Consider the following 21,007-nt stretch of genomic DNA (forward strand, 5'->3'; position numbering starts at 1 on the left):
GTGTACGAGCGATTCATATCCTTTCGAAAGTGGTACCGCATTGAGTGAGGTTATATGGAGGCAGGTGCTTTCCATTACTCACTCACCGAGGTGACGATAAGCCCCGACGTTTGCTTAGGAAATTGAGTCGCCGGGGTTTATAGGCCGCTCAGCGGTATTATTCAGCGATGCCTCAGGTTTAAGATCTCGTTTGGGGTTGTCTGCTATGAGCGAGGAGCAGACATTCTACATTTAGAGATCATTGTAACACTGGAACTCTCTGTGGCTGTTTAATATATTCTTAGGTTGCTAAGGATGTATTGCTCAAATTCTGCTGTATGTATTCAATAAGCGCTCGTGTTTTAGCGGGCAAATAACGCCTGTTTGAATAAAGTGCGAACAATTGAAGTGGGGCTGGCGGTTGTTCAAACTTAATCTCGATCAGCCGTCCATCGTCGATGTAGGGTTGGCAGGCCTGTTTCGAAAGAATAGCGAAACCAACACCCGCTACCGCCGCGCGTCCTGCCATCTCTCCGCTGTTTACCCGGTAATGGCCTTTAACCTTTATCGTCTCGAATCCCCCGTTTTTATTCACAAACTGCCAGGGAGCACCTTTAAGTGCATTTACCGTGGTAATACAGGGTAATTCTTCAAATTGTTGTATACGAGAAAGTATGCCATAACGCTGAATGACGGAGGGGGCTGCAACGATAGTGCAAGGGATCGTCACCAGATGACGGGCTATGTAATCACTATCATCCATCTGGCCACGGCTCACAATAATGGCTAAATCCAGATCGTCTCTCAGGGATTCAAGACCAGACAAATTTGTGACACAGCTAATTTCCAGATCCGAGTGCTGGCAGGCGAAATCCGCAATCACAGAACCCAGCAGTGCAGGACCTATTTCATTGGGAATACAGATACGTAGTGGCCCCTTGAGCTGCATCTGCCGCAACGTTAATTCTGTTTCAGTCTGCTCAAGTGCATCCATTAATGGCTTCGCCCGGGAATAGAGCAGGAGCCCCGCTTGTGTGAGTTTCATATGTCGGGTGCTGCGCTCAATAAGGTGAAGATTCAGTCTGTCTTCTAACTGAGAAATACAACGACTCACGTTTGATGTCGGCATTTCAAGGACTTTAGATGCCCCAACAAAACTGTCTCTTTCAACCACCGCAATGAAAACTTTCAGGGTATTAAAATCAAGAACTGGCCGCATCAACTATCCCATAAATGATAACAATAAATGCCAGTTTTACCATCTATTGAACAAGATTGATAGCAGTTAAACTCGGATATCTTTCACCCACAGGTCGCTTGCTATGTCATTGGTCACAACAACGTTTAATCATAAAGCCCTCATCCGGATAGCGGTTGTTATGGCTTTTATCCAGTTCACAAATGCACTGGAATATATGATGTTCAACCCTGTTTTTGCTTTTATGGCATCAGACTTCGCCGTTCCCGTATCATTCTCAGGCTACGTATCCGGCATGTACACCTCCGGGGCGGTCCTGTCGGGAATTATCGCCTTTTACTGGATTGGTCGTTTCAATAAGAAACGTTTTTTAATCGCCAATATGGCGCTACTCGGCCTACTGACACTTTTGACGACATTTACCTCCAGCTTTAGCCTTCTGCTTACATTACGATTGTGTGCCGGATTGGTTGGAGGCACAACTATGGGGGTGAGTATCAGTATATTGATAAATCTCGCACCAGTTAACTTGCGAGGAAAAATGTTGGCGACGGTAATTGCATCATTTTCGATGGTAAGCATTGTCGGAATGCCCACGATACTATTTTTGTGTGCTCATTGTGGCTGGCATGTCGCTTTGTGGTTAATCAGTATGCTGTGTTTGTTGGCATTGCCACTGATTGTTTCCATCATCCCTCAGGATCCAGTCTCTTTCGACACACCCCACGCAATGCCTCTCGACATTAACACTTTACTGTTCGCTTCCAGTAATGCGCTGGTACAGTTTAGCTCGATGCTAGTCATTCCTGTTCTGGTACCATTAATGACCCAGCAACTGGGGGCCTCTCGATACCTGCTGCCATGGCTGTTTTTCGCTGGGGGCGTTGCAGGATACCTGTCAACAAAAATGACAGGCGCGTTAACTCCGCATTTTTCTGCTGTGGGTCTGGCTACAGGGTCAACTGTCGTTTTTTTACTCGCTTTGCTAATACCTGTTATGGGCTATTCGCATCCGGCGCTATTTATTATTTTATTTCTCGGTGCATCTTACAGTCGTCTGGTTTCCTCCTCGGCGGTGAGCATTCAGTTTCCTAATGACAGGCAACGCGCGGGATTCTCTTCATTGCAGACATCAATAATGTACCTGATCACAACGGTCGCATTTTTTCTGTCTGCCTTTCTATTACCTGGGCACGCCATAGCACCACAAAATATGAACACGTTGCTGGGAGTATGTGCAATTTCCGCATCAGGGTTCCCCATTATCGTTATCATTATGCAAAAGAAACTGGCTAAACGTACGCTCCAACCGAATCATCTCATCAATGATTAGCATAACGTCCGCTCCTGGCACGGTGCGGTCAGTTAACCGAGCCGGACGTCAGCTGCAAGCGAACAGTGGAAGTTTGGAATCCATACTCACCTTGAAGTGTCCTGAGCACAGAGGATCTGGGACTTAAGTAAGCGGTTAATTCGACATATACAGGCATTTAGGCCCATTTCGGCGGCCATAACCATAAGGCCCTGAGAATAGAGTAAACTGCTCACTGCCGCAGCAATAATGTTTATGATTTGCAGAGCCCAGTGTTGTTGATATTATGTAATAATAAATGCGCTCATGTTACTGACGCTTAAAGATAGATCACTATCGGGGAGCATGAGTCATTGCTAGCCGCGCGTCTGGGCATAACCTTCCTTCGAGATAAGTTATGCCTGATTACGTACATTTTCTTACGTTTGGTCTGGTTGCGTTAGGAATGGTATTAACTCCCGGCCCAAACATGATCTATTTAATTTCTCGCTCCATTTGCCAGGGAAAACGCGCTGGGCTTATTTCCCTAGGCGGCATTGCGCTTGGCTTTGTCTTTTACATGCTTTGTGCCGCATTCGGCATAACAGCATTTGTGTTTGCCATTCCTTATGCCTACGACTTACTTCGTTTTGGCGGAGCCGCTTACCTTCTCTATCTCGCCTGGCAAGCTGTAAAACCCGGTGGAAATGCCCCTTTTTCCGTTAAAGAGATGCCGGTTGATGGCCCTAATAAACTATTTATGATGGGCTTCATTACTAATCTCGCTAATCCTAAAATTGCCATCATGTATTTATCTTTGCTTCCGCAATTTATTCAACCAGACCATGGCAGCGTTCTAAGTCAGTCACTGGCGCTTGGATGTGTCCAAATCTTTATAAGCCTGATGGTAAATTCCATGATTGTCCTCGTTGCAGGTTCAATAGCAGGGTTTCTTTCAAGTCGTCCTTCATGGATAAAAGCGCAACGTTGGTTTATGGGTACTGTACTGGCAGGGCTAGCCCTGAAGATTGCTTGCGAGGGAAAGCGATAGTGATTGTTTCCCACTAATGAGCACATCACGACGTCAGCAATGTCCTCATATCACCCATGAGGACATCCTGCTCTGCTCCTCATAAGCTAACATATCTCAATGTTATCAATGCCCGCTCCTGGCACAGGGCTACCCTCTCCCACCACCAAGCAGTTATGAGAGGAAACGGACCTTACAGTAGAATGTTAGACAGCACGGAACATATTTAATCTTAAACCTCAAAATGAAGTCACTTCCAGTGAAAATCAACCATTGCCTGACCTGTGGCCAGCCAATGAGCAAAGAACCAGAAACGCTAAATCTTGATTGTGGCGGCGATTGTTTAAGTTGTATGGCCTGGCATGGCGATCCAGACGCAATTGAGGTTGTTGAAAGACTTACTGGCGAGAAACTGCCGCAAGTGCACACTCAGATAAGGATTTAAGTCAGGCCGCAAATTATCGTTTCATCAATCCCCCTGAAGAACTGCGGGCTCATGACTACAGTGAAATGAATAGGGTTTTATTCACGTTCCTCGACAAACTGGAATCATGCTACTGTCGGTCAAAAGCGTAGTGAGAATAACCTCATCCGAATGACATCATTAGCGCGATAAATAGATGCCGTCATTTTTAAGTTGAGAAAAAGCCCCCGGCTGAGACAGTCATCAGGGGCTTATCGGAAGAATATGTAGAACTACAGGCCCAGCTCCGACAGACCGGGATGATCATCCGGACGACGACCCAATGGCCAGTGGAACTTGCGTTCACTCTCTTTAATAGGCATGTCGTTTATACAGGCAAAGCGACGATGCATCAGGCCATCTTCTTCAAATTCCCAGTTTTCGTTGCCATAAGAGCGAAACCAGTTACCCGAGTCATCATGCCATTCATAGGCGTACCGCACGGCGATGCGATTATCAGTAAACGCCCATAACTCTTTAATCAGACGATACTCAAGTTCTTTTTTCCACTTCCGCGTGAGGAAACCTTTGGCTTCTTCACGATTGGTTGCAAACTCGGCGCGATTACGCCATTTGGTGTCTAGCGTGTAGGCCAGCGATACCTTTTCGGCATCTCGACTGTTCCAGCCATCTTCAGCCAGTCGCACCTTCTCAATCGCCGTTTCACGAGTGAAAGGAGGAAGTGGCGGGCGAGTCTGTTTATCGGACATGGTAGAGCCTCCAGGAAATTTGGATATATCAGTAGTATGGGATTTTTTGAAACTCAGGCCCTAGTGAGAGGCCTGTTTCAACAACAGTTGCGCCACTTCTCTTGCGCTATCGGCCACGCTGTCATCGCCCATCACGTGTGACATGGTGATGGCACCCTCCATCAGAATCAGCAGCTGTTTGGCCAAGGCTGATGGTTGCCCGATGTTTAATTGCTCGGTGAGTTCCAGCGTGTAATCCAGCAATTTTTGTTTATGCAGCTTTGCAATTTGGCGAACGGGATCGGCAGGGTCACCGACTTCTCCAGCCGTATTAATAAAGGCACAACCACGAAAGCCCTCTGACTCAAACCAGCCTTTGAGTACAGTGAACATATTCAGAATGCGCTCCTGAGGGGTATTGCCTTTATCACATTCCGTTCTGAACCAGTGCATCCAGCGTTCATCACGTGCATTCAACGCGGCGGCTGCCACGTCATCCTTGGTCGCGAAATAGCGATAAATGCTTTTCCTTGCGACGCCAGAGGTCTTGACCAGAAGGTCCATGCCAGTGGCATGAATGCCATTCTGATAGATAAGTTGCTCAGCGGTCGCCAGGATTTTTTCTCGGGTGTCGTTTAGTTTTTTGTTCATGAATAAATGGTAGAACGATCGTTCTACCTAGTCAAGCGTTAGCCTGAAAGCATTTTTCAAGAAATGAAGAGTGCAGTCCGTGTGGGAGAGCGAGTTCCACGCCCCTAAATCAATAGATCGCGACATAAGCACGTTCGTTTCTGGCACAACGTTGGGCAAATAAAGGAGGGTGAAGTCGGTTAAGCGAAAGGAGGTATGACGTTGCAGCCGCAACAGCCATACCGAAGAAAATTCAGTTTAGTTAATTTCAGCGGGAAGCACGATCTCAATACAGCTTCCTCCCAAGGCACTGTCTCTGCAACTTACCTGACCGCCATGCGCCCTTGCGATAGCATTCACTACGGCTAGCCCAAGCCCTGAGCCATCTGTTTTCGCCGAGCACACAGTATCAGCGCGATAAAAAGCGTCGAATATCGCCGTCATATCCTGTGGCAGAATGCCTGGCCCTTCATCCTCCACCGTGATACGGATGTCGCGGTTTACCCAATGACAGGTAATGAGAATTTTACCGGCAACAGAATATTTAATGGCATTACTCAGCAGCGCTGATAAAACCTGACTGATACGGATTTTGTCCACAAAACCAGTGAGTTGATCCGCCTCAATAGCGGGTGTCAGGCCTTTCTTCTCGAGTTCATCACGAAAGAGTTCGACGCTGGTTACGATCAACTGCTCCATCTGTACGGTTTCACGATAAAGGTAGAGCTGACCGCTATCGGAAAGGCTTAACACCCTTAAATCATCGATAAGTCTCGATAAACCTTCAGTCTGATTGAGCAACAGTAAAAATTGCCGATCGTCTTTCTCAAATATGCCATCCAGAATGCCCTGGATCCTGCCTTGTAAAATGGTAACGGGTGTCCTCAATTCGTGAGCGATGGCGGCATTCCATTTCTTCATTTCACTAGACATCACTTCCAGCTTACTGGCCATCGCATTGAAATCATCAACCAGTAATGCCGCCTCACGGATTTCCCGAACGCTATGTGTTGCTCTTGCGCTAAGCCGGCCTTCCGCAATCTTGCGGGCGCTTTCGGCCACGGCATTCAATGGAATAATGATTTTTCGCGCAAAGGACCAGGCAAAACCCAACGCGACCACAGAAGATAACAAACCAGAAATCAACGTCAGAACCCAGTCATGGGTAGTGGGTATCCAGCTATATTCATCCCGCACATCAGCAAAAGTGATGATATAGATGCTGTAAACCAAGGACAGGAGGATGAGCGTACTGAGCGCCACTTTAGACGTCAGGATGAAGAGCTGATAACGAATGCCGGTTTTCACCATCTTAGTCTCCAAGCCGATAGCCAAAGCCACGAATACTCTCAGGTACAGAGGATAACCCCGCCTGTTCAATTTTCTTCCTCAACTTGCTGATATGACTGTCCACCGTTCGCTCACTGGCTTCGCCCTCCGGCAGGCAATACTCCAGGATCTCCTGACGTGAAAATACCCTTTTTGGGTAGCGAATAAGATGGAGCAGAATTTTGAACTCTGTCGACGTGAGCTGGCTGCCAATATCGGTATAGGTATTTTTAATCACGACTGTGTGATGATTGACGTTCAGATCGATATGACGCGTGCTGAACGAGAGTGGGTTTTTATCGGTGCGGTGAAAAGACATGCGCCTTAAAATGACGTGAATCCTTGCGATTACCTCGGCAGGGTTGAAGGGTTTAACGATGTAATCGTCGGCTCCAGTCCGCAAAGCCTGAATCTTATCAATATCCGCATCCAGCGCGGTTAGCATCATGATCGGCACATCATTATCCCGCCTGATTTCACTCAGAACCTGCCAGCCATCAACATGCGGCATTCGAATATCCAGGATCACGAATGAGGGCGATTCGGCAAAAAAAAGTGAAATCGCTTCAAGGCCATCCTTCGCTCTCACCACAGTAAAACCTTCTTTCACCAGATAAGCGGTTAGAATTTCTGCAATTTCGTTTTCATCTTCTGCCAACAGGATTTTGATGTTTTTCATTTTTGCTCCAGATATCCGCTCATCTTTATCGCTCTCCACACCATCTCCACACAACCTACACTTAATGTAAACATATGAATTATATAATCATTCTAGCATGTGATATCTATTTTAAATATCAGGAAATGACGAGAATGATGCTTAACAGAACGACGAAAATAAGTGTGTTATCCCTCTTCTGGCTTTTATCAGCCTGTGATTCAGGTTCCGAAACCGCCACACAAACCGAAGAGATGCCGGCCATCGTGAACGTAGAGACACTGACCGCAGAACCGGTGTCTCGTGAGCAAACTTTTCCGGGACGGGTGGCCGCTTTTCGTATCGCACAGATTCGACCTCAAGTGAGCGGTATCGTCACTGAAATGCAGTTTAGCCAGGGAAGTGAATTAACACCGGGGCAAGCATTATTCCAGATCGATCCTGCGCCGTTTAAAGCTGACGTAAACAGTGCGGCCGCCGCATTGCAAAAAGCACAGGCCAGTTACCGACAGCTGCAAGCTAAAGCCAGCCGCCTTGCGAAGATAAAGCATTCAGGTGCAGTCAGCGACCAGGATTATGAGGAGGCGCTTTCCACTGCTGAGCAGGCAAAAGCGGCTATCTCTGAGGCGCGTGCCATTCTCGAACGCAAACAACTGGATCTCTCCTATTCAACGGTGAAATCTCCCATCGGTGGGCGGGTTGATCAAAATTTTATTACTGAAGGCGCGCTGGTCAGTGCCAGTGACAGTCAGGCTCTCGCAACGGTCCAGCAGATCGACAAAGTGTATGTTGATGTTCGACAGCCTGCCGCGCAAATGAACGCACTGCGCGCCGCCGCAGGCACAGGAGTCAGTGGCGAAAATGCGGCGTCCGCCGCCATTGTCTCTGCTGATGGAACGCCCTATAGCAACAAAGCACAAATCCTGTTTACCGGCGTCAGCGTTGATACGGGTACGGGGGACGTGGTGATGCGTCTGCTGGTTGATAACCCGGACAGAACCCTTTTGCCAGGCATGTATGTTCAGGCAAAAGTCTCACACCTGCTGGACAAAGAAGGCCTGATGGTTCCGCGTGAAGCCGTGGTACGTGAAGGCACTAAAACGCATGTCTGGCTCAATGATGAGGGTAAGGCGAAATCTGTCGAGGTTGAGCTGGGAGAGGCCGTTGGCGCTAAATTCTCAATCACAAACGGCCTTAAAGCTGGCGACCAGTTAGTTATCAAGGGGATGGGTAGATTACAGGACGGAATGTCTCTGCAACTGGCACAAGGTACACACCCGTAACCCCACCCTCACTATTATTCAGGATTTTCTATGCCGCAGTTTTTTATTAATCGCCCTGTCTTTGCCTGGGTCATTGCCGTGTTTATTGTGCTGTTCGGGATGATTGCCATCCCCAAACTGCCCGTTGCCCGTTATCCCTCCGTGGCCCCACCCAGTGTCAATATCTACGCCACTTATGCGGGTTCTACGCCTGAGATGATGAACAACAACGTCGTGTCTTTAATTGAGCGTGAACTGTCTTCGGTTAAAAACCTGCTCTACTTTGAATCGTCCAGTGATACCACGGGACAGGCAACCATTACCGTCACCTTTAAGCCCGGTACCGACCCCGAGCTGGCTCAGGTTGACGTGCAAAACCGTATTAAAATCGTCGAGCCAAGATTGCCCCAGGTGGTACGACAGAATGGCCTCAATGTTGAAGCATCGTCCTCAGGCTTTCTGATGATTATTGGGCTTTCCTCGAAGCAGGGGCAGATGTCGGACAGCGATTTAAGCGATTATTTCTCCCGTAATATGCTTGAAGAATTACGTCGGGTTGAGGGTGTAGGTCGAGTCCAGCTGTTTGGGGCGGAAAAAGCCATGCGCGTGTGGATCGATCCGATCAAACTCAATCAATATCGCCTGACGGTGAACGATATTAGTCAGGCGATCACCGCAGAGAATGCCCAGATATCCCCTGGCCGAACCGGCGATTCTCCCGCGGTGCCGGGCCAGCAGGTCACTTACCCTTTACTGGTGAAAGGCCAACTCAGTTCGCCTGAAGAGTTTGGCAATATCACTCTGAGATCGAACCGGGACGGCTCGCGGGTGATACTTTCTGATGTTGCCCGTCTGGAGCTTGGGCCACAAAGTTATACCTTTTCAACCCGGGAAAATGGGCAGATTTCCACCGGCGCGGCAATTCAGCTTGCCCCAGGCGCGAATGCGGTCAGAACAGCAGACCAAATTAAGTTGCGCCTTGATGACCTGAGTAAAGCGATGCCGTCAGGCATGCAATACACCATCCCGTTTGATACCACTCCGTTCGTAAAAATTTCGATTGAGAAAGTGGTACACACATTCATTGAGGCAATGGTACTGGTGTTTCTGGTGATGTATCTGTTCTTACAGAATGTCAGGTATACCTTTATCCCCGCCATTGTTGCTCCCATCGCGTTGCTGGGTACGTTCACGGTCATGCTGATGTCAGGCTTTTCCATTAACGTGTTGACCATGTTCGGCATGGTTCTGGCGATAGGGATCATCGTGGATGATGCAATCGTCGTCGTGGAAAACGTCGAGCGCATCATGGCTGAAGAAGGATTGGGACCGAAAGAAGCGACGCAGAAAGCGATGAAAGAGATAACCGGGGCGGTTGTCGGCATCACGCTGGTGCTCAGTGCCGTGTTTATTCCCATGGCGATGGCTACGGGGTCGGTCGGGACCATATACCGGCAGTTCACGCTGTCGATGGCCGTTTCGATACTAATTTCTGCTTTCCTTGCACTTAGCCTGACGCCCGCGTTGTGCGCCACGCTCCTGAAACCGATTGATAAAAATGCCCATGAGAAACGCGGCTTTTTCGGCTGGTTTAATCGCAAGTTTTCGGCGATGACCGACCGTTACGAAAGCGGCGTTGCCCGAATGTTGAAGCGAGTTGGAAGGTCGCTGGCCGTCTATGCGGCGCTGTGCGTTGTCCTGTTCTTATCGATGAGGAGCGTTCCCTCCTCCTTCCTGCCAGAGGAAGATCAGGGATATTTCCTGACCTCAATTCAGCTGCCTTCGGATGCCACGGAGGAGCGAACCTTAGGCGTAGTGAAAACGTTTGAAGATACCGTGCTGGGCAGAGAAGGCATCGAAACCAACCTGTCCATCATGGGATTCAGTTTCTCCGGTTCAGGTCCAAACTCGGCAATGGCATTTACCACGCTAAAAGACTGGGGCAAACGTCAGGGTGCGACCGCAGCGTCCGAATCCGGTCACGTGCTGGAGGCTTTATATGGCCACCCTGAAGCTGAGATCTACAGTCTGATGCCTCCGGCGATTGACGAACTCGGAAATTCTTCCGGCTTTGCCATGCGTCTTGAAGACCGGGCGGGTAAAGGATATGCCGCCCTCAAAGAAGCACAAAATAAACTTCTGGAGCTGGCAGCGGGCAGCAAGGTCGTTCAGGGCGTCTACGTTGACGGCTTGCCCGACGGGCAAGTGATTAACCTGCAAATCGACCGCCAGAAAGCCTTCGCATTGGGTGTGGCATTTGATGAAATTAGCCAGACGTTATCCGGTGCCGTGGGTTCTTTGTATGTTAATGATTTCCCTAACGCTGACCGTATGCAGCAAGTCATCATTCAGGCGGATGCTCCGTACCGTATGCAACCAGAGGACATTCTCAAACTGTACGTACGTAATGGCAGTGGCGGAATGGTTCCGCTTTCCGAGTTTGTTCAGGCTAAATGGGAGAATTCGCCGCTGCAGCTGGTGCGTTATAAAGGCTATCAGGCGATTAAAATTACCGGCAGTGCGGCGGCAGGCTATTCAAGCGGGGATGCCATAAAAGAAATGGAGCGACTGGCAGAACAGCTGCCAGAAGGGTTTTCCGTTGAGTGGACAGGTCTGTCATTGCAGGAGCAGCAGTCTGCCTCAGAAGCACCGATGCTGATGGTTCTGTCAATGCTGGTCGTGTTCCTGGTACTGGCGGCGCTTTATGAAAGCTGGGCCGTTCCACTGTCCGTCCTGATGGTTGTGCCGTTGGGTCTGTTAGGTGCCGTGCTGGCTGTCATGATGAGGGATATGTCGAATGATGTCTTCTTTAAGGTCGGGATGATTACCATCATCGGCCTGTCGGCAAAGAACGCGATCCTCATCGTGGAGTTCGCCAAACAGATGCATGAGGGCGGCAAAGGTTTACTCGAGTCCACGATTGAAGCCGCGCGGATGCGCCTGCGACCTATCCTGATGACTTCTCTGGCATTTACCCTGGGCGTAGTCCCCCTGATGATTGCCAGCGGAGCCAGCGCAGAAACCCAACATGCCATCGGTACGGGCGTATTTGGCGGTATGGTCAGCGGAACGATACTGGCAATATTCTTCGTCCCTGTATTCTATTTCTCAGTCATGAAAGTGGTCGAGAAATTTACCCGTAAGGCTTAATTTTTAGTGAGGGGCGTATCCTATGATGCGCCCTCGTTTATGGGGGGCACATGTCATCAATATATACTTACCATCAGGGCATTATTGATGAACTGATCCGCTGGATAGCGCAACAACACGACAACCCTGTCACAACCGCTATGGTTGCGGAACGCGCAGGTTTTTCTCGCTGGCATATGCAGAGAGTGTTTAAACAGCGGACAGGGATTACGCTGGGCAAATATATAAAAGATGTCAAACTTGGCAAGGCGGTGCTTGAGTTAATTAAAGGGAATGAACCGGTTATTATTACTGCGCTTCAGAACGGTTATGAATCCCAACAAACCTTTACCCGTGCGATAAAAAATTATACGGGCCTCACTCCGGGGAAGATCAAGCGGCTGCCTGACGAGCAAAAGATGAACTTGCTTGAATGGGTAGGACTATTGGACATCGCATCAATGCCACAGAGAAATTGATCAGCAACGACAGGCGGCAAAGGCCGCCTGTCATCATGAGTCGTAATTAATAACGTTCCAGCCAGTGGGCGTAAGGTGTTGGCAGCGTCCACGAGGCGCGATCGATGCCCAGTTCGCGGGCAGCCTGATAGCTCCAGTGCGGGTTCGCCAAATGCGCTTTCCCTACCATGACCAGATCCAACTGACCCGATGCCACAGCCTGCTCGGCCAGTTCCGGCGTGCCGAAACCCCAGGCAGAAGAGACAGGAAGATCGGCCTGCTCGCGTACCTGTTTAGCAATCGGCCCCATAAAAGCAGGTGCCCACGGAATGTTCGCCGTCGGCGTAGAGAAACCAATGCTAACACTCAGCATATCCAGCCCTGCCGCTTTAAAGCGACGCGTAAGCTCAATCGATTCCTGCAACGTTTCCTCATCGCGACCATCAAATTCAATTACGCCGAAACGGGCGGTCAACGGCAGATGCTGTGGCCACACGTCGCGAACGGCAGCCAGCGTTTCGAGCAGAAAACGGCTACGGTTGTCGAAGCTACCACCGTACTGATCGTTGCGTTTGTTGGAATGAACGGAGAAGAAACTCTGTGCCAGATAGCCGTGAGCAAAGTGCAGCTCCAGCCATTCAAACCCAGCGTCCAAAGCACGACGAGCGGCAGCGACAAAATCATCACGCACGCGGGCGATATCTTCCAGCGTCATTTCCTGCGGTTGCTTCGACAGATTCGCACCGAAAGCTTCTGCGGAAGGCGCAATAGTCTGCCAGCCGCGTGAGTCGCCAGCAGGGATATGGTCGTCGCCTTCCCAGGGAATGTTAGCGCTGGCTTTACGTCCGGCGTGTGCAATCTGAATTCCCGGCACGGAGCCTGCATCTTTAATGGATTTAGCAACCTTGGCAAACGCCTGCGCCTGCTCATCATTCCAGATGCCGGTACAGTGCGGAGAAATGCGGCCCTCGGGGGAAACCGCGGTTGCTTCTACGATAACCAACCCAGCACCACCGCGCGCCAGAGAAGCGTAATGCACCTGATGCCAGTCATTGATCAGGCCATCATTCGCGGAATAGGTACACATCGGTGGAACGGCAATACGGTTGCGTAACGTGATGTCTTTCAGTTTGAAGGGTTGAAACAGTGCGGACATAATATTTTCTGCCTTGTCTGGTTACTTCGATATTTCGATATTATTCGAATAATAGATTTTAGACAACCCTGACGCTATAATTCGCTCATGAGACCTTTTAAGCACCCTACCCCCGAAGAATTTACCCTTGAGCGCGTCCTGTATGCCTTGAGCGATCCGGTACGCTTATCCATTGTGCGTTGTTTATCCGTACAAGAAGAAGCAACGTGTAGCGAACTTGACGGCGGTCGGCCAAAATCCAGCGTGTCGCACCATTTTCGCGTGTTGCGCGACTCGGGCCTGCTGCATACCACCAACATCGGCACTACGCACATCAACCGACTGCGCCGCAGTGATATGCAACAGCGTTTCCCCGGCCTGCTCGACGCTATTCTGGCCCAATCCGCCGAGTAAATTTTTAGCATTAATGGCGGCCGTTCCGCCATTGCACACGCACGTTCATTCTCCCTTTCCCGCTATTCCAACATTGCTGCTTTGCTTTGCATTTCTATGAATATAGCGGCCACCATTTTTCCATTACTCTGATGCTGATACGGGTTTTACGAGGCAGGGTCAGAACCGCATGGATTACTACATTGGCATAGATATCGGGACCTCAAAGGTCAAATCGGTGCTATTCGATGCCGATTTCAACGAAGTGTTGATTGCGTCAGCCAACACCGTGACCTACTCGCCGCAGCCCGGCTACGCCGAGCAAGAGATGTCTCAGGTGTGGGACGCCGTGCTGTCTACCCTGAAAACGCTGGCTACCTCGCCACCGCTACAGCAGGGTTGCGTACGCGCCATCGGGCTAGCCGGACAGGGTGAAGGCGTCTGGCTAAGCGATCGCCACGGGCAACCGGTACGACAGGCCATTCTCTGGAGCGATACCCGAACAGCGGAACAGGTTCATCGGCTTAAACAGCGCCCGAATCTGGAAGCGACGCTCTTTCCTGAAACCGGTTCTCCCCTGCTCCCTTGTAACAGCGCGCAGCAGTTACGCTGGCTGACACAGCATCAGCCAGATGCGCTGAACGATGCCGATTACTTCTTTTTTGCCAAAGACTGGGTTCGCTTTCGACTGACGGGACAGGCTAATCTGGAACTGACCGATGCCGGTACGTCGCTGCTGGATCTGCATAGCGAGACGCTGTCAAAAACCGTGCTGGATAAGCTGAACTTACAGGCGATTAGGCCGCTTTTTCCGCCGCTGCTTTATCCCGATGATATCGCCGGCACGCTCAGCGATACCGTCGCCGCACAAACGGGTCTGCCAGCAGGCATCCCCGTCTGTGCGGGCGCACTGGATGTGTCTGCCGCCGCGCTGGGTATCGGCGCTATTCACGACGGCGACATTTTCACCATTCTCGGCACCACCTGCTGCACCGGCATTGTGTGCCGTGGTTTAACGCAGGTGAGCCTGCAAACCCGGTTTGTCGCGCACGCCTGGCCGGGCCACTATCTCAACCTGTTCGCGATGCAGTCTGGCACGCCCAATATTGACTGGGCTCTGAACACGCTGACCGACGGTGCCGATTTTCAGACAATCAACGCACGTATTGCCCGCGTGCCGCCTGGCAGCGGCGGCGTTTTCTATCAGCCTTACCTTAATGGCGAGCGCGCGCCGTTTTACAGCACCTCGGCCCGAGCGGGATTTTTTGGTATCGAGCAGTCCACCACTAACGCGCATTTGCTGCGCGCGGTCTTTGAGGGGCTCGCGTATGCGATTACCGATTCGCTCAGCGGCTACCCTACCCACGGCGATCTCTACATCGCCGGTGGCGGGGCCGCCTCAGCGATTTGGCTGCAAATTATCGCGGACTGCACCGGACGGCGGGTGATCGCCAGTTCGGTTAAGGAACTGAGCGCCTGCGGTGCTGCACGCCTTGCCGCCCTGTCCATCGGAGAAAGTGCCAACATTGTTCCTGCCGTCAACGCACAGGCGTCAACGTTTCTTCCTGATGCCGACGCCCATCGGCAGTACCAGACACTGTTTCCGGTTTTTCGCCAACTGCGCGACCAGCTACAGCCGCTCTGGCAGGCACGGGCTCAGGCGCTTAATGCACTCGACAATCACAACGCGGCGCGTTCGCACACGGCCCCTAGCTCACAGGAAAGTCTTGCCTCATGAAGATCGTATTTACCGCCGAATACGGCGGCAGCCTTGATGCCTTTCAGGCGTTAGGAGAACTGGTTGTGGACGGCTGGGCCATCGGCCAGCCCAAACTGAGCGAAGCGGCGCTGATTCGTCTGGCGGAGGACGCCGACGTCATCATCACCAGCTATGACGATATTACCGCCCACGTCATTGGGGCGTGTCCTCACCTGCGGCTTATCGCCTGTACTCGCGCCAATCCGGTCAACATCGATATCGAGGCCGCACGCCGTCGTCGTATTCCGGTGCTTTACACGCCCGGACGCAATGCCGATGCTGCAGCAGAATTAACGCTGGCACTGATGCTGAATGCCACCCGCCACATCCCTCAGGCCCATAGCGCGCTGAAGCGCGGCGAATTCACGCGTGAAACCGACACCGCGTTACAAACACAGGACGGGCTACGACAGGATGTAGTGTGGGACGTAGACAAACACAGCCCGTATGAGGTTTTCAAAGGCGGCGAACTACGTAATAAGACGCTCGGCATCATTGGTTATGGCAGCATTGGTCATCGAGTCGGGAAGCTGGCACGTGCCTTCGGTATGCAATTGCTGATAGCGGATCCGTATGTCGCCGCCGAAGAGATCGACGAACCGGGCATTCGCAAGACTACGCTGGACGAGTTGTTTTCACAGTCCGATTTCATCAGCCTGCATCTGAACAGCACGCCGCAGACCAAAGGGCTGGTCAACCTCGACAGGCTCAGAACCATGCGTCCCAGCGCCTATCTGATTAACACCTCGCGCGCTGCCGTTATTGTCGAAGCCGATCTGATCGCGGCGCTACGCGAAAAATGGCTGGCGGGTGCCGCACTTGACGTTTACGACAGCGAGCCGCTCTGGCGTCACCACCCGTTTATTACCGAATTTGATAACGTGGTACTCACGCCGCACATTGCCGGCGCGACGCGGGAGACGCTGATGAAACACACCGCGATGATCGCCGCCGACCTACAGCGGTTTATTCGCGGCGAACCGCTGCTTTACGAATGGAAATAGGCGCGGCACCGATCTGGTAGGTCAGCGTCTCTTAATAGGCCAGCGCCTCCTAATAGGTAGGCGCTTCTGCCATAAACTTCAGCGTATGCTCCCAGTCAATCACGCCTGCATCGGATCCCAACCCGGTGGCGACCAGCCCTGAAACGGCCGAACCGAGCTGGCAGGCCTGTTCCAGATCCCAGCCTTTTGCCAGACCGGCAATAAAGCCACCGCAGTAGCTGTCGCCGCAACCGGTCGTGTCCGATACTGCCACACGATAGGCGGGAATGTGCAGCGTGACATCCTGACCGAACACGTAAGACCCGCTCGCACCAGCCTTGAAAATGCAGGTGCCGACGCCGCGATCGAGGAAGAAAGCCGCAATCTCCGCCGGTGTAGTCAGGCCGGAGATAAACGCGGCCTCGTCCAGCGACGGCATAAAGTAGTCGACATCCGGCAGCAGTGGCGTCAGCAGCGACAGTGTCTCCGCATTTGGCGCAATCAGATCGAAACTGGTCGTCAGCCCCTTCGCTTTAGCGTGTCGAAGCAGACGCGCGCTCTGTCCCTGATCCATTTTCGCCAGCAGACCCGTACCGCCGTGGTGTAAAAAGCGCGCATTGCATACGGCGTCAAAGTCCTGCTCATCAATGAACAGGTGATCTGACGCCCCGCGATAGTGCAACGCAGGACGCTCGCCGTCCGGCCGAATGGTCAGAATGGTCGCGGAGGTCGATGCCGCTGTCGTTCGCTGCACCAGCGAGCAATCAATGCCCAGCTTGCGATAGGCCGCCAGAATAAAATCGGCTTTCTCATCCTCACCGAGACAGGCCGCCGTCGCGGTGCGGATGCCGAGTTTGGCGGCATTCATTGCCGCACCGCTGGCTGTACCGGCGGGATTAAGGCGAATTTCGTCGATAAAGTGTACACCACCACCTTCAGGCAAGCCGGTCACCGGCCGACCGGCAACATCCAGAATGGTTAATCCAACAAAAACCGCATCAAATTGGCTCACGCTCGCTCCTTCTTCACATTCCGCTTCTTCACATTCCGCTTCTTCACATTGTGTTTTTTTATTCGTGGCCGATTCATTATTGCCGCTGACGCAGTCGCCCTTGCAGGAAAGAGAGCGCCAGCGCCAGCACTAAAATCACGCCGCTCAGCGCATCTTTGACGATGAAGTTCAGCCCCATCAGGTTCAAACCGTTGGCGATCATACCGAGAAACAGCACGCCAATTAGCGTCCCCGCCACGTTGGGTCGCCCTTGCGCGTGGAACGCGGTGCCGATGAACACCGCGGCAATCGCGTCCATTAGGTAAGCCTGTCCGGCCAGCGGCGTAAACTGACGCAGATTGGCGGATAACACCACACCGCCGATGGCGCATGTCACCGACGTGACAATCAGCAGCCAGAACATCGTGCTCCGCACGTTAACGCCGGCAATCAGCGCCGCTGGCGCATTCAATCCCATTGCATGAATACGTTTACCGGCAATCGTCCGTTCAAAAAACAGGTAATAGGCAAGCCACAGCACCGCCACAATCACGATCGGCACCGGAACGCCCCACAGATCGCCAACGGCCAAATCATGGTACTGCGGTGCCATCCGGCGGTAAGCGATCGGTCCGCCGCCCTCGGTGTAAATGCGTTCGATGCTGCTACCGATAAACCATGTCCCGAGCGTCGCCAAAAACGGCTTAATGCGGCAGTGAATAATCAGCACCGCGTTAAGCAAACCAACCAGTGCGCCTCCCGCTAATGCCGCCAACACCGCTGCCTGCCACGGCAGGCCATAGACTTTGAGCGCCACCAGCGCGAAGGCGGCACCAAAATCCAGCGCAACGCCCACCGACAGATCGATTCCGCCCGCGGTCACCACCAGAGTCATAGCCAGCGCCACAATCAGCAGCACCGCACTGCCCTGCAGCAGATTCCCCCAGTTACCTAACGTCAAAAATATTGGGTTTTGCAGCGAGAAAAACACCAGAAAAGCCAGCAGAATGACCAGAAAACCATAGCGGATAAAGAACGACAGCCCCAGTCTGCCGCCCGGCAGCACAGGCTGCACCGCCAAAGAAGAAGGTTTCACGTGTGACTCCTTTGCCTGCGTAGCGAGGCGGCGGCGAGCACCACCAGAATCAGCACGCCCTTAATCGCACCGACCCAGAAAATATCGACTCGCAGTAGCGCCAGGCCGTTCGACAGGGCGTTCACCAGCAGCGTACCCAGCAATGCCCCCCAGATGGTGACCACCCGACGACGTGAAAACGCCGCACCAAGAAACGTCGCCAATACCATCTCCAGCAACAGCGGCTCTGCCGTGCCGGGCGAACTACCCGATCCTTGCGCCACCAGCGTCAGCGAGGCCAGCGCCGCCGCCAGCGCCCCCAACAGATACGAACCGATAATCAGCGGCTTGTGGGAAATGCCCGACAGTTGCGCCGCTTCGCGGTTTCCGCCCGCGGCCTGCAAATGCTGGCCCCAGCGGCTATGGTGAACGACAAACTGAAACAAGAAGAAGGCCAGCAGCATAAACCAGACCGCCAGCGGCAACCCAAGCAGGCTGCTATCACGAAACGCCACAATCAGCGGATCGCTCACGCTGATGCGCCGTTGCTGAGTCAGTAAATTGGTGAGTCCAATTACCGCCACGGAGCAGGCTAACGTCGCCAGTAGCGGCGGTAGCCGAATCGCCACCACCAGCGCGGCATTCACCGCCCCTGCCAGTAGCACAGCTCCTGCCACCAGCGCAATCAACCACGGGTAGCTGAACCCTGCGTTCGTCAAACCATCGCTGATTATCGCCACGGCAAGTACCGCAATCGCAGGCAGAGAGAGATCGATACCGCCGGAGACAACATCGTCACCGCCGCCCGTAATGACGCAGACCAGCCCGAAGCACAAGATCGCTAGCGGCGCACTTTGGCGTAAAATAATGGTGATATTTTGCCAGCTGAGAAAATAAGGTGCGCTCAGGCAGAGGAACAGCAGCAGTGCCGCAAACAGCACTAAGGGTATATGATTGAAAAACCCGGCTAAACGCGGCGTCGCTCGGAGGGATTGTAAGGCACGAGTCATACCGTCTCCTGCATGCGGCCGCTGCTGGTCAACGCCAGCAGGCTATCCAGTGAGAGATGTTCCGTCGGCACATCAGCGATGAGTTCACCGCGCCACATCACCAGAATACGATCGCACAGCCCCAGAAGTTCACCGTCATCGCTGGAAGAAACGATAACCGCTCGCCCTTCTGCCGCGAGCTGCCGGGTAAGCTGATAGATTTCTGCTTTCGCGCCAATATCAACCCCCAACGTCGGTTCATCAAGAATAAACAGCCGAGTCTCGGTCTTTAGCCAGCGCGCCAGTATCACCTTCTGCTGGTTACCGCCACTTAAATTGCGCACGGGCACGCTGACATCGCGCGGCCGGATATCCAGCGTCTGCGCCAGATGATTCGCCTGCGCTACAGCTTGCTTACGCCGCAGCCAACCGCGCCAGGCGACAGCGGGCAAGGAAGCCAGATTGATATTGTCCGCCACGGATAGCGGTAAAATCAGCCCATCATGACGACGATCGCGCGGCACCAGCGCCATCCGCTGCGCGATGGCCTGTACTGGAGAACGCGGGCGCAGCGTCTGACCCTCGATCGTAATATGTCCTTCACGGGCGGGCGTAATGCCATAGAGCGCATCAATCAGCGCCTCACGTCCCGATCCTAACAATCCCGCAATCCCAACAATTTCTCCCGCCGCCACCTGAAAACGGATTGGCTGAAAATGCTGCCGATCCGTGAGCTGTTCAACCTGTAGCAACGGCGTACCGCTTTTCTCTGTCTTGCGCTTCCCGTCAAACAGGCTGGCAATCTCTCGCCCCACCATCAGACGAATCATTCCATCGATATCCTTCGTCTCAGGATCGTCTAGTGTCGTCACCCCCTTACCATTACGTAACACGGTGACGCGATCGCAAATATCCGCAATTTCATTGAGATAGTGGGAGACATAGATAATCGCAATACCGCGCTGTTTCAGCGTCTGGAGCGTATGCAGTAACTGCGTGGCTTCCCGCGCTTCCAGCGGCGCAGTCGGCTCATCAAACACCACCAGCCGCGCCTTGCCGTCGATCAGCGCTCGTGCGACCTGCACCAGTTTGCGTTCCGCCAGGCTTAACTCCCGGATGAGTCGATTGGCGTCTATCGATAAATTGAACGTATGCTGAAAAAACTGTTCCGTTTCACGCCGCATCGCCCGACGATCGACGCCTCGCCAGCGGTTCACTCGTTCCTGACCGAGAAACACCGACTCCGCCACGGTAAAATGGGGGATCAGATGCAGTTCCTGATGGATAAAACGAATGCCGTGCGCGTGTATAACCGCGGGCGTCACAGCGCTCAACCGCTGCCCATCGACAGCGATCTCGCCGCCGTCTGAGGCATAAACGCCAGCCAGCACCTTGATTAAGGTCGATTTCCCCGCGCCGTTTTCCCCGATCAGGCCGAGAATTTCTCCCGGCCGAACCGTTAGCGAGACGTTGTCCAACGCGGGAACTCCCGCGAACTGCTTGCTGATGTGCGTCATTGCCAGACCGCCGCCGGACGGCAGCGGGGCTGAGTGATATCCCACCATA

The 21,007-nt window shown here is 52.6% G+C and carries 18 protein-coding genes, 1 pseudogene and 1 riboswitch; of the genes and pseudogenes, 9 read left to right on the forward strand and 10 right to left on the reverse strand.

Annotated features, from left to right (window positions below; translation table 11 throughout):
* Window positions 1–280: 280 nt before the first annotated feature.
* On the reverse strand, window positions 281–1,198 hold the full coding sequence (locus tag H4F65_RS14870) for a LysR family transcriptional regulator (protein ID WP_010278686.1): 918 nt from the start codon (window positions 1,196–1,198) through the stop codon (window positions 281–283).
* 103 nt (window positions 1,199–1,301) lie between these two features.
* Between H4F65_RS14870 and H4F65_RS14875 the strand changes: the two genes are divergently transcribed.
* The 3 genes and pseudogenes from H4F65_RS14875 to H4F65_RS21915 all read left to right on the forward strand — a co-directional run.
* Window positions 1,302–2,510 carry an MFS transporter gene (locus H4F65_RS14875; RefSeq protein WP_010278689.1) on the forward strand — a complete coding sequence of 403 codons (1,209 nt, stop codon included), beginning with the start codon at window positions 1,302–1,304 and terminating at the stop codon, window positions 2,508–2,510.
* A 277-nt stretch (window positions 2,511–2,787) separates the two neighbouring features.
* Window positions 2,788–2,870, forward strand: a riboswitch (ZMP/ZTP riboswitch).
* Window positions 2,871–2,886: 16 nt separating this feature from the next.
* Window positions 2,887–3,519: a LysE family translocator gene (locus H4F65_RS14880; RefSeq protein ID WP_010278690.1), complete on the forward strand. Its 633-nt coding sequence runs from the start codon at window positions 2,887–2,889 to the stop codon at window positions 3,517–3,519.
* 402 nt (window positions 3,520–3,921) lie between these two features.
* Window positions 3,922–4,074, forward strand: a pseudogene (locus H4F65_RS21915) (glutamine amidotransferase); the annotation flags it as partial.
* A 120-nt stretch (window positions 4,075–4,194) separates the two neighbouring features.
* Here the strand turns inward: H4F65_RS21915 and H4F65_RS14885 are convergent.
* The 4 genes from H4F65_RS14885 to H4F65_RS14900 form a co-directional block, all read right to left on the reverse strand.
* Window positions 4,195–4,671, reverse strand: a complete 477-nt coding sequence (locus H4F65_RS14885) for a nuclear transport factor 2 family protein (protein WP_010278692.1) — start codon at window positions 4,669–4,671, stop codon at window positions 4,195–4,197.
* 60 nt (window positions 4,672–4,731) lie between these two features.
* Window positions 4,732–5,301, reverse strand: a complete 570-nt coding sequence (locus H4F65_RS14890; protein WP_010278694.1) for a TetR/AcrR family transcriptional regulator — start codon at window positions 5,299–5,301, stop codon at window positions 4,732–4,734.
* A 237-nt stretch (window positions 5,302–5,538) separates the two neighbouring features.
* Window positions 5,539–6,621, reverse strand: coding sequence for an ATP-binding protein (locus H4F65_RS14895; protein ID WP_236146226.1), 1,083 nt, complete (start codon window positions 6,619–6,621; stop codon window positions 5,539–5,541).
* The gene (locus H4F65_RS14900; protein ID WP_072014216.1) at window positions 6,593–7,288 is read right to left on the reverse strand and encodes a response regulator; all 696 of its coding nucleotides are present in this window, start codon (window positions 7,286–7,288) and stop codon (window positions 6,593–6,595) included. The genes H4F65_RS14895 and H4F65_RS14900 overlap by 29 nt, the downstream gene beginning before the upstream one ends.
* Window positions 7,289–7,422: 134 nt before the next feature.
* Here H4F65_RS14900 and H4F65_RS14905 point away from each other — a divergent pair, with 134 nt between their 5' ends.
* From H4F65_RS14905 to H4F65_RS14915, 3 genes are read left to right on the forward strand one after another with little or no spacing between them, the layout of a single operon-like run.
* Window positions 7,423–8,550, forward strand: a complete 1,128-nt coding sequence (locus H4F65_RS14905) for an efflux RND transporter periplasmic adaptor subunit (protein ID WP_010278702.1) — start codon at window positions 7,423–7,425, stop codon at window positions 8,548–8,550.
* Between the two features lie 30 nt (window positions 8,551–8,580).
* The gene (locus H4F65_RS14910; RefSeq protein ID WP_010278706.1) at window positions 8,581–11,679 is read left to right on the forward strand and encodes an efflux RND transporter permease subunit; all 3,099 of its coding nucleotides are present in this window, start codon (window positions 8,581–8,583) and stop codon (window positions 11,677–11,679) included.
* Window positions 11,680–11,729: 50 nt separating this feature from the next.
* Window positions 11,730–12,137, forward strand: a complete 408-nt coding sequence (locus tag H4F65_RS14915) for a helix-turn-helix domain-containing protein (protein WP_010278710.1) — start codon at window positions 11,730–11,732, stop codon at window positions 12,135–12,137.
* A 46-nt stretch (window positions 12,138–12,183) separates the two neighbouring features.
* Here the strand turns inward: H4F65_RS14915 and H4F65_RS14920 are convergent, their stop codons facing one another.
* Entirely contained in the window at window positions 12,184–13,272 is a 1,089-nt protein-coding gene (locus H4F65_RS14920; protein ID WP_010278711.1) for an NADH:flavin oxidoreductase/NADH oxidase, read from the reverse strand.
* Between the two features lie 87 nt (window positions 13,273–13,359).
* Here H4F65_RS14920 and H4F65_RS14925 point away from each other — a divergent pair, with 87 nt between their 5' ends.
* The 3 genes from H4F65_RS14925 to H4F65_RS14935 all read left to right on the forward strand — a co-directional run bounded on the left by H4F65_RS14925 (window position 13,360) and on the right by H4F65_RS14935 (window position 16,407).
* Window positions 13,360–13,665, forward strand: a complete 306-nt coding sequence (locus H4F65_RS14925) for an ArsR/SmtB family transcription factor (protein WP_010278714.1) — start codon at window positions 13,360–13,362, stop codon at window positions 13,663–13,665.
* Between the two features lie 169 nt (window positions 13,666–13,834).
* Window positions 13,835–15,382: an FGGY-family carbohydrate kinase gene (locus H4F65_RS14930; protein WP_010278716.1), complete on the forward strand. Its 1,548-nt coding sequence runs from the start codon at window positions 13,835–13,837 to the stop codon at window positions 15,380–15,382.
* A complete protein-coding gene (locus tag H4F65_RS14935) occupies window positions 15,379–16,407 on the forward strand; it encodes a 2-hydroxyacid dehydrogenase (protein ID WP_010278718.1) in 1,029 nt (342 codons plus the stop codon). The genes H4F65_RS14930 and H4F65_RS14935 overlap by 4 nt, the downstream gene beginning before the upstream one ends.
* Before the next feature lie 49 nt (window positions 16,408–16,456).
* On the opposite strand, the gene H4F65_RS14940 is transcribed toward H4F65_RS14935, so the two are convergent.
* The 4 genes from H4F65_RS14940 to H4F65_RS14955 all read right to left on the reverse strand — a co-directional run bounded on the left by H4F65_RS14940 (window position 16,457) and on the right by H4F65_RS14955 (window position 21,006).
* Window positions 16,457–17,398 carry a carbohydrate kinase family protein gene (locus H4F65_RS14940; protein WP_010278722.1) on the reverse strand — a complete coding sequence of 314 codons (942 nt, stop codon included), beginning with the start codon at window positions 17,396–17,398 and terminating at the stop codon, window positions 16,457–16,459.
* Window positions 17,399–17,474: 76 nt separating this feature from the next.
* Window positions 17,475–18,473 carry an ABC transporter permease gene (locus H4F65_RS14945; protein WP_010278725.1) on the reverse strand — a complete coding sequence of 333 codons (999 nt, stop codon included), beginning with the start codon at window positions 18,471–18,473 and terminating at the stop codon, window positions 17,475–17,477.
* The gene (locus tag H4F65_RS14950) at window positions 18,470–19,462 is read right to left on the reverse strand and encodes an ABC transporter permease (protein ID WP_010278728.1); all 993 of its coding nucleotides are present in this window, start codon (window positions 19,460–19,462) and stop codon (window positions 18,470–18,472) included. Before H4F65_RS14950 ends, H4F65_RS14945 begins: the two co-directional genes overlap by 4 nt.
* Window positions 19,459–21,006, reverse strand: coding sequence for a sugar ABC transporter ATP-binding protein (locus H4F65_RS14955; protein ID WP_010278732.1), 1,548 nt, complete (start codon window positions 21,004–21,006; stop codon window positions 19,459–19,461). The genes H4F65_RS14950 and H4F65_RS14955 overlap by 4 nt, the downstream gene beginning before the upstream one ends.
* Window position 21,007: the final 1 nt, after the last annotated feature.

Source organism: Pectobacterium brasiliense (assembly GCF_016950255.1).
Classification (GTDB): Bacteria; Pseudomonadota; Gammaproteobacteria; order Enterobacterales; family Enterobacteriaceae; genus Pectobacterium; species Pectobacterium brasiliense.

Bases quoted from the DNA above. Each gene is read 5' to 3' on its own strand.
- H4F65_RS14870 (WP_010278686.1), bottom strand. From the start codon at position 1,198: ATGCGGCCAGTTCTTGATTTTAATACCCTGAAAGTTTTCATTGCGGTG.
- H4F65_RS14875 (WP_010278689.1), top strand. From the start codon at position 1,302: ATGTCATTGGTCACAACAACGTTTAATCATAAAGCCCTCATCCGGATA.
- H4F65_RS14880 (WP_010278690.1), top strand. From the start codon at position 2,887: ATGCCTGATTACGTACATTTTCTTACGTTTGGTCTGGTTGCGTTAGGA.
- H4F65_RS14885 (WP_010278692.1), bottom strand. From the start codon at position 4,671: ATGTCCGATAAACAGACTCGCCCGCCACTTCCTCCTTTCACTCGTGAA.
- H4F65_RS14890 (WP_010278694.1), bottom strand. From the start codon at position 5,301: ATGAACAAAAAACTAAACGACACCCGAGAAAAAATCCTGGCGACCGCT.
- H4F65_RS14900 (WP_072014216.1), bottom strand. From the start codon at position 7,288: ATGAAAAACATCAAAATCCTGTTGGCAGAAGATGAAAACGAAATTGCA.
- H4F65_RS14905 (WP_010278702.1), top strand. From the start codon at position 7,423: ATGATGCTTAACAGAACGACGAAAATAAGTGTGTTATCCCTCTTCTGG.
- H4F65_RS14910 (WP_010278706.1), top strand. From the start codon at position 8,581: ATGCCGCAGTTTTTTATTAATCGCCCTGTCTTTGCCTGGGTCATTGCC.
- H4F65_RS14915 (WP_010278710.1), top strand. From the start codon at position 11,730: ATGTCATCAATATATACTTACCATCAGGGCATTATTGATGAACTGATC.
- H4F65_RS14920 (WP_010278711.1), bottom strand. From the start codon at position 13,272: ATGTCCGCACTGTTTCAACCCTTCAAACTGAAAGACATCACGTTACGC.
- H4F65_RS14925 (WP_010278714.1), top strand. From the start codon at position 13,360: ATGAGACCTTTTAAGCACCCTACCCCCGAAGAATTTACCCTTGAGCGC.
- H4F65_RS14930 (WP_010278716.1), top strand. From the start codon at position 13,835: ATGGATTACTACATTGGCATAGATATCGGGACCTCAAAGGTCAAATCG.
- H4F65_RS14935 (WP_010278718.1), top strand. From the start codon at position 15,379: ATGAAGATCGTATTTACCGCCGAATACGGCGGCAGCCTTGATGCCTTT.
- H4F65_RS14950 (WP_010278728.1), bottom strand. From the start codon at position 19,462: ATGACTCGTGCCTTACAATCCCTCCGAGCGACGCCGCGTTTAGCCGGG.
- H4F65_RS14955 (WP_010278732.1), bottom strand. From the start codon at position 21,006: ATGGTGGGATATCACTCAGCCCCGCTGCCGTCCGGCGGCGGTCTGGCA.